The sequence below is a fragment of the Sphingomonas bacterium genome, from assembly GCF_903644135.1.
GTDB lineage: Bacteria > Pseudomonadota > Alphaproteobacteria > Sphingomonadales > Sphingomonadaceae > Sphingomonas.
Window position 1 is genome coordinate 1 of the sequence record NZ_CAHJXA010000129.1, and the last position, 7,420, is coordinate 7,420.

Here is a 7,420-nt window from a genome sequence, read left to right on the forward strand (position 1 = left end):
TTCGCGCCAGCTGCATCAGCTGTTCAGGTGTGACGCGGGCTGGCTTCTTGGCTGGCGCGATCGCCGTGATGCAGGCCTGGGGCTTCAGCTACAAATCCCACTTCGCCTGGTTTAAGGAGCGAGCGGGCAGGGGGCGCGGCACCGGCTACTGGAACACCAACGAGCACGAGCTGCTGCTGATCGGGACGCGGGGGAACGTCCCGTGCCCGGCGCCGGGAACCCAGTTTCCGTCGGCGATCGTCGCGCCGGTCGGGCGTCACAGCGAAAAGCCGGCATTCGCTTACGAGATCATCGAGCGGTATTTCCCGCATTTGCCGAAGATCGAGTTGAACGCCCGGTCGGCGCGCGACGGCTGGGACGTTTGGGGACTCGAGGCCCCAGCTGAGGTGGCGGCATGAACGAGCGACTAGTCAACAACGTCAAACCTTTCGCAAAGGCTCGAGAACGCCTTTTCGATATGGGGCAGGCAGGGATGGTCGGGATGCATCGACGGCACGCGCGGCATCAATCCTGTAGGCGTTCTATCGAACAAGACCGCTCCGCAGTCACCGCGACCCTGGAACCGGGCCTGCTGCTGAGCCTGTGGCTGCGGTGCCGCTGCCGGCGCTTGCGGGCGCGGCTGCTGAACCGGGGCGGCTTGCGGCGCTGGGCGAGGCTGGTCGGGCCGGCCGCCGCCATCCCGTCGATGCTCGCCGCCATGTTCGCGCTGCTGGCCGGCCTCGGGCGGATGGTCCTGAGCCTCCGCGGCCAGCGTCGGCAGCACGGCTCCCGCCGCGAGCAACATTCCCATCACCAGCTTGCGCATCTCTCGTCTCCCGTTCGGCCGCGACACCCGACGCGACCTAATGTCGGCGATATACTGCCGCCGTTGATCCTACCCTGAACCGCTCGGTCAGCGATCCGACAGCTTTGTGCCCCTCACCACCAGCGCGGGCACCAGCCGCGCCGAATCGGCGGGGTCGATGCCTGGGCGCGGACCGGCGGGGATCGTCTCTTCGCCGCGCAGCGCCCGGCCGGCGCGCTGCACCGCCTCGACCACGCGCGGATAGACGCCGCAGCGGCACAGGTTGGTGATGCCGCGGCGGACTTCATCCTCCGACGGGTCGGCGTTCTTGCGCAGCAGCACCGCCGCCGCCATCACCATGCCGGGGATGCAGAAGCCGCATTGCGACACGTTGCCGGCGATGAAGGCGAGCTGCACCGGATGATTGCGCTCGCGCGACAGCGCCTCGATAGTGGTGACGACGCTACCTTCGATGGCAGCGATGGTGACGCGGCAGCTGCGCACCGCCTCGCCGTCTATGTCGACGGTGCAGGCACCGCATTGCCCGGTGCCGCAGCCATATTTGGCCCCGGTCAGGTTGGAGGCGTCGCGCAGCGCCCACAGCAGCGGCGTCGCCGGATCGAGGCGATACTCCACCGGCTGGTTGTTGAGCGTGAAGCGGGTCATTGGCCCTCCCTAGCGCGGAGCGGTTCGCACGCAAAACCGGCCGGTGCCTCGATTGACGCTACGCCACCTTTGCGCTAAGCGCGCCGACAACGTGGCCGTCCCCTGTTGGCGGCCTTTTGCATTTAGATGATCTGTTCAGATTTCCGGGGAATGAGCGATGAAGCGGACCTTTCAGCCGAGCAACCTGGTGCGCGCCCGCCGGCACGGGTTCCGCGCGCGGATGGCGACGGTGGGCGGCCGCTCGGTGATCCGCGCCCGCCGCAATCGCGGCCGCAAGAAGCTGTCGGCCTAACCGGATCAGGCTCGGCGCGCGTGACGACCATCACGCGCCGCCGCGATTTCCTCGCCGCCAATGCCGGGCGGCGGGCGGCGATGTCGGGGTTCGTGCTGCTGATGCACCCGCGCGGTGACGGCGACTCCGGGATGCGGGTCGGCTACACCGTCACCAAGAAGATCGGCAACGCGGTCGTCCGCAACCGCATGAAGCGCCGCCTGCGCGCCCTTGCCCGCGATCTGCTGCCGAACGGCGGCGTCGCAGGTGCAGACCATGTCCTGATCGGCCGCGCCGGCGGCGTCGAGCGCGACTTTGCCGCCCTTCGCGCCGAGTTCGCCAAGGCGCTGCGCAAGGTGACCCAGCAGCAGGCAAAGCCGTGATCGTCCGGCTGCTGATCCTGCTGGTACGCACCTGGCAGGTCGGCCCGTCCGCGGTGATGCCGCCGTCGTGCCGCTTCACGCCGTCGTGTTCCGCCTATGCAATCACCGCGCTACGCCGCTATGGCGCGTGGCGCGGCGGGTGGCTGGCGATCAAGCGCATCGGGCGCTGTCATCCCTGGGGCGGCTTCGGCCTTGATCCGGTGCCGTGCCGCCACGCCCACATTGCCCCGTGCAAGGAAGACCAGTGACCGAGGACCGCCGCAACTTCTTCCTGTTCGTCGCGATTGCGGCGCTGATCCTGCTTGGCTGGCCGCTGGCGCAGCAGAAGTTCTTCCCGACCGCCAACCCGCCGGCGAGCGTCATCGTCAAGGGCAAGAGCAAGCCGGTTGCCAACCCCGCCGCCGATCCGACCGCCGACGGCCCCGCCGCGACCCGCGACCGCAAGGCAGTGCTGGCCGAGACGCCGCGGGTGCGGATCAGGACGCCGCGGCTGGCCGGCTCGATCAACCTCAAAGGCGCACGCATCGACGATCTGGTGCTGGTCGACTACAAGGAGACGATCGCCAAGGACTCCGCGCCGATCCGCCTGTTGTCACCGGCCGGCGCGCCCGAGGCGTATTTCGTCGGCTTTGGCTGGCAAGGCCAGGGGCTCAACCCGCCCGGTGCCGACACGGTATGGAAGGCGTCCGCGCCCGAGCTGTCGCCCGGCCATCCGGTGACGCTCGACGCTGCCAACGCGACCGGCCAGCGATTCCAGATCCAACTGGCGGTCGATGACAATTACATGTTCACCGTGCGGCAGACGGTGCTCAACGCCGGCACCGCAGCGGTGTCGGTCGGCAGCTATGGCCTGGTCAATCGTACCGGCGTGTCGAAGGACGCGGCGACGTGGCAGAGCCATACCGGGCCGATGTCGGTTCACGGCGGCAGCGCCGATTATTCGCTCAAGTTCAAGGACGTCGACGCCGGCGCGCAACATTTCGACAGCAACGGCGGCTGGTTGGGGTTTGCCGACAAATACTGGCTCACCGCACTCGTTCCCGACCAGGGCCGCGGCTTTGACGGTCAGTTCCGGGCCGGGGCCAACCAGGCCTATCAGGCAGACGCGACCAGCACTCCCGTGCCCCTCGCTCCCGGCAAGTCCGTCACCCAGACCAGCCGCTTCTTCGCCGGTGCCAAGGAGGTGAAGACGCTGCAGGCCTATGAGGCGAACGGCGTGCCGCTGTTCGACAAGGCGATCGATTGGGGCTGGTTCGAGATCGTCGAGAAGCCGATCTTCCGTTATCTCGACTGGCTGTTTCACCTGGTCGGCAATTTCGGCGTGGCGATCATCCTGCTGACGCTGACCATACGCGCCCTGATGTTCCCAATCGCGCAGCGTCAGTTCGCGTCGATGGCGACGATGCGCGTACTCCAACCCAAGATGAAGGCGATCCAGGAGCGATATAAGGACGACAAGGTCAAGCAGCAGCAGGAGGTGATGGCGCTCTACAAGAGCGAGAAGGCCAACCCGCTCGCCGGCTGCCTGCCGTCGGTCATCCAGATCCCGATCTTCTACGCGCTTTACAAGGTGCTGATGCTGTCGATCGAGATGCGTCACCAGCCCTTCGCGCTATGGATCAAGGACCTGTCGGCGCCCGACCCGCTGACCCCGATAAACCTGTTCGGCGTCCTGCCGTTCGATCCGCCCGGGTTCCTGCATCTGGGCGTGCTCGCCATCCTGCTGGGCATCACCATGTACTTTCAGTTCAAGCTCAACCCAGCGCAGGGCGACCCGGCGACGCAGCAGGTGATGGGGCTGATGCCGTGGGTGATGATGTTCTTCTTCGCGCCCTTCGCGGCGGGGCTGCAGCTCTATTATGTCGCGTCGAACTGCCTGACGATCCTGCAGCAGCGGTGGCTCTACTCGCGGCACCCGGCGCTGCGGGCCGCGCCCGTCAAGTGACGGATGACGATGTCGAGGCCGCGCGCAAAGTGTTTGCGGGGCCGGTCGCGTTCCTGAAGTCAGCGCCAGCGCTGGAGTATCTGCCCGACGCGACCGTGCCCGAGGTGGCGTTTGCCGGCCGCTCCAACGTCGGCAAGTCGTCGCTACTCAACGCGCTGACCGGCCGCAACGCGCTTGCCCGCACCTCGAACACGCCGGGGCGGACGCAGGAGCTGAACTTCTTCGACGTCGGCGAGCCGCTGCGGCTGCGGCTGGTCGACATGCCCGGCTACGGCTTCGCCAAGGCTCCGCCCGAGGTGGTCCGGCGCTGGCGGTTCCTGGTCAACGATTTCCTGCGCGGGCGGCAAGCGCTGAAGCGCGCGCTGGTGCTGATCGACGCGCGCCACGGCATCAAGGATGTCGACCGCGAGATCATGGCGATGCTCGACAAGGCAGCGGTGAGCTATCGCCTGGTCCTGACCAAGGCGGACAAGGTCAAGGCGACCGATCTGGCAGCAGTCAGCGAAGCCACCGCGGCCGAGGCAAGGAAACGGCCCGCCGCTCATCCGGACATCATCGCCACCTCCAGCGAGGGCGGAATGGGCCTCGCGGAGTTGCGTGCCGCGGTGGTGGAGGCGGTCGGCTGATCCGGTTGCGACAGGGGCCGGACAATCGTAAGATGCTGCGGGGGAGAACGTCGCCATGGCCTATGTGTCCGCCAACTACCGCAACAACACCGCCGCGCCGTTCGGCCAGTGGGTATGCAACCGCATCTCGCCGCTCGGGCCCTATGCGGCCAAGCCGGAGGCGAAGCTCCAGCATGGTCCCGTCAATTTCTGCGGGCAGTGCGTGTCGTTCGTGACGCAGGTCTGTCCCTCCATCCCGGTGTCGACGGCGCAGTGGAAGAAAGGTGTGCAGGTCAAGGGCGCGACGCTGGCCGCGGGCACCGCGATCGCCACCTTCGATGCCAACGGCCATTATTACGGGCACGCGGCGATCTACGAGAACCAGAATGCCAGCGGCATCAACGTCGTCGATCAATGGGTGACCGGTGCCGGCAGCCCCATCCATGCGCGCCTGATCCGCTTCGGCGGCCATGGCCTCGCCAATGACGGGAACGGCTTCTATGTCATCGACTAGGCTGCTGCCGTTGCTGCTGGTCGCGGCGAGCGCGCCGCATCCCGTCCGGCACCCTGCCACGCCGACGTGCTTGGCCCGTCACGACGGCGTGGCGCTGTCGTCGGTGTCGGTCTTCGACGGGCCGACCAGCGAACATGCCGATCTGGTCCCGGACGGCAGCCGGACGATCCGCGGCGTCGAGGTGTCGACATGGGACGTCGCCTATGTCTACCAGGCGGGGCGGCAGGTCTATGCAAGCTGCCGCTATGGCGCGAGCGACGTCGTCGTGCCGGTGCGGCATCCGGTGAAGACCTGTCGCTACACGGTGGCACCTGCCGCGCAGACACTGACCTGCCGCTGACCGTCACGCCCGGTTGCGGCGCGCACCACGGCCGGCTACCGGGCGCGGCATGAAGCTCATCATCGGCAACAAGGCCTATTCATCCTGGTCGCTGCGCGGTTGGCTCGCGTGCAGGCAATCGGGGCTGGGGTTCGAGGAGGTAGTCGTGCCGATGTACGACGCCGACTGGTCGCGCCGCCGTCTGCAGGCCGACCTCGCACCGTCGGCGGGCAGGATACCGATCCTGTGGGACGGCGATGCGGTGGTATGGGACAGCCTGGCGATCGTTGACTATCTCGCCGACAAGGTCGGCCGCGAGCGGTTCTGGCCGGCGAACGACGCCGCGCGGGCGATGGCGCGGTCGATGGCGGCGGAGATGCACTCCAGCTTCGCCGCGTTGCGCCGCGAGCACTCGATGAACGTCCGCCGGGTGTTCCCGCAGCGGCCATTGAGCCCTGCCGTCGTCGCCGACCTGACCCGGATCGTGGAGCTATGGGCGCAGGCCCGGGCTCGCTTCGGTGGCGATGGCGCGTTCCTGTTCGGCGGCTTCGGCGCGGCGGACATCATGTTCGCGCCGGTCTGCTCGCGCATCGTCGGCTATCAGCTGCCGGTGTCACGCTTCGCCCAGGCCTATGTCGATGCGATCATCAACCATCCCTGGATGCAGGACTGGATCGCCGCCGCACAGGAGGAGGAGTGGGTGATCGAGCAATATGAGCACCCTGCGGCATAGCGGCTTGCTGGACCCGCTAACCCTCGCCCGGGACCTGATCCGCACCAGCAGCGTCACCCCGGCGCGCGGCGCGGTGTTCGACGTGTTGGAGGCGGCGCTGACGCCGATCGGCTTCGTCGTCGATCGCTTCATCAATGGCCTGGCTCCGGACGGGCCGGTCGAGAACCTGCTGGCGGTGCGCGGCATCGGTGGCCGTCACCTCGCCTTTGCCGGTCACCTCGACGTCGTGCCGCCCGGGCAGGGCTGGACCGGGTCGCCGTGGAGCGGCGAGGTGCGTAGCGGCCTGCTGTACGGGCGGGGCGCGGTCGACATGAAGGGCGCGGTCGCCGCTTTCGCCGCGGCGGCGGCGCGGGCGGGCGCGGACGATACCGTCAGCCTGATCGTCACCGGCGACGAGGAGGGGCCGGCGACCCATGGCACACCGGCGCTGATCGAGCGGATGGCGGCGCGGGGCATCGCTCCCGATTGCTGCCTCGTGGGAGAGCCGACCTCGGCGGAGCGGCTGGGCGATACGGTCAAGATCGGTCGGCGCGGCTCGCTCAACATCTGGGTCGAGGTGCGGGGCCGGCAGGGCCATGTCGCCTATCCCCAGCTTGCCGATAATCCGATCCCGCGACTGGTCGCGCTGCTGAGCGCGATCGACAGTGTGGTGCTCGACAGCGGCAATGTCTGGTTTCAGCCCTCGAACATCGAAGTGACCGAGATCGAGGTCGGCAATCCGGCCCACAACGTCATTCCGGCGACGGCGCGGGCGCGGCTGTCGATCCGCTTCAACGACGAGCAGGACGGCGCGGCGCTGATCGAGCGGATGCGCCGCATGGCCGAGCGCTATGCCCCCGGCGCGACCGTCACCGGCCGCGTGTCGGGCGAAGCGTTCCTGACCGCGCCGGGCCCGTTCTCGACGCTGGTCGCCGACGCGATCACCGCCCGCACCGGGCTGGTGCCGGCGCTGTCGACCACCGGCGGCACCTCCGACGCGCGCTTCCTGTCGAAGCTGTGCCCGACCGTCGAGTTCGGGCTGGTCAACGCGACGATGCACAAGGTCGACGAGGCCGTCGCGGTCGACGATCTGGCCGCACTGGCCGACATCTATGCCGGCGTCCTGGGCCGCCTCAGCACGATGTAGAGCGCGCCGAGGCCGCCGTGGCGCGGATGCGCGCCGCGCACGGCGGCAATGGCGTCGGCATGACGCGAGGCGGC

At 68.2% G+C, this 7,420-nt stretch carries 12 protein-coding genes and 1 pseudogene; 10 read left to right on the top strand and 3 right to left on the bottom strand.

Going from position 1 to position 7,420, the window contains the following annotated elements; all coding sequences use genetic code 11:
* The coding region (locus HUU96_RS08340) for an MT-A70 family methyltransferase (RefSeq protein ID WP_254605133.1) at positions 1–398 on the top strand (398 nt) is incomplete at its 5' end.
* Between the two features lie 8 nt (positions 399–406).
* On the opposite strand, the gene HUU96_RS08345 is transcribed toward HUU96_RS08340, so the two are convergent.
* Together HUU96_RS08345 and HUU96_RS08350 are read right to left on the bottom strand one after the other, a co-directional pair.
* Positions 407–805 carry a hypothetical protein gene (locus HUU96_RS08345; RefSeq protein WP_174292370.1) on the bottom strand — a complete coding sequence of 133 codons (399 nt, stop codon included), beginning with the start codon at positions 803–805 and terminating at the stop codon, positions 407–409.
* Between the two features lie 87 nt (positions 806–892).
* The gene (locus tag HUU96_RS08350; RefSeq protein WP_174292371.1) at positions 893–1,450 is read right to left on the bottom strand and encodes a (2Fe-2S)-binding protein; all 558 of its coding nucleotides are present in this window, start codon (positions 1,448–1,450) and stop codon (positions 893–895) included.
* A gap of 157 nt (positions 1,451–1,607) precedes the next feature.
* Between HUU96_RS08350 and rpmH the strand changes: the two genes are divergently transcribed.
* The 9 genes from rpmH to dapE are packed head-to-tail and all read left to right on the top strand — an operon-like array spanning position 1,608 to position 7,346.
* A complete protein-coding gene (gene rpmH, locus HUU96_RS08355) occupies positions 1,608–1,742 on the top strand; it encodes a 50S ribosomal protein L34 (RefSeq protein WP_174292372.1) in 135 nt (44 codons plus the stop codon).
* 20 nt (positions 1,743–1,762) lie between these two features.
* The gene (rnpA, locus tag HUU96_RS08360) at positions 1,763–2,104 is read left to right on the top strand and encodes a ribonuclease P protein component (RefSeq protein WP_254605134.1); all 342 of its coding nucleotides are present in this window, start codon (positions 1,763–1,765) and stop codon (positions 2,102–2,104) included.
* Positions 2,101–2,352, top strand: a complete 252-nt coding sequence (yidD, locus tag HUU96_RS08365; protein WP_174292373.1) for a membrane protein insertion efficiency factor YidD — start codon at positions 2,101–2,103, stop codon at positions 2,350–2,352. The genes rnpA and yidD overlap by 4 nt, the downstream gene beginning before the upstream one ends.
* The gene (gene yidC / locus HUU96_RS08370) at positions 2,349–4,049 is read left to right on the top strand and encodes a membrane protein insertase YidC (protein ID WP_174292374.1); all 1,701 of its coding nucleotides are present in this window, start codon (positions 2,349–2,351) and stop codon (positions 4,047–4,049) included. The genes yidD and yidC overlap by 4 nt, the downstream gene beginning before the upstream one ends.
* Positions 4,046–4,675 (top strand): ribosome biogenesis GTP-binding protein YihA/YsxC, encoded by a 630-nt coding sequence (gene yihA / locus HUU96_RS08375; RefSeq protein ID WP_174292375.1) that lies wholly within the window; start codon positions 4,046–4,048, stop codon positions 4,673–4,675. The genes yidC and yihA overlap by 4 nt, the downstream gene beginning before the upstream one ends.
* A gap of 55 nt (positions 4,676–4,730) precedes the next feature.
* A complete protein-coding gene (locus HUU96_RS08380) occupies positions 4,731–5,168 on the top strand; it encodes a BPSL0067 family protein (RefSeq protein ID WP_174292376.1) in 438 nt (145 codons plus the stop codon).
* Positions 5,155–5,508, top strand: coding sequence for an STY0301 family protein (locus HUU96_RS08385; protein ID WP_174292377.1), 354 nt, complete (start codon positions 5,155–5,157; stop codon positions 5,506–5,508). Before HUU96_RS08380 ends, HUU96_RS08385 begins: the two co-directional genes overlap by 14 nt.
* Before the next feature lie 49 nt (positions 5,509–5,557).
* Positions 5,558–6,220, top strand: coding sequence for a glutathione S-transferase family protein (locus tag HUU96_RS08390; protein ID WP_174292378.1), 663 nt, complete (start codon positions 5,558–5,560; stop codon positions 6,218–6,220).
* Complete coding sequence (gene dapE / locus HUU96_RS08395) at positions 6,201–7,346, top strand: succinyl-diaminopimelate desuccinylase (RefSeq protein ID WP_174292379.1); 1,146 nt, start codon at positions 6,201–6,203, stop codon at positions 7,344–7,346. Before HUU96_RS08390 ends, dapE begins: the two co-directional genes overlap by 20 nt.
* Here dapE and HUU96_RS15110 read toward each other — a convergent pair.
* Positions 7,310–7,420 (bottom strand): annotated as a pseudogene (locus tag HUU96_RS15110) (Smr/MutS family endonuclease); the annotation flags it as partial. The gene dapE and the pseudogene HUU96_RS15110 overlap by 37 nt on opposite strands.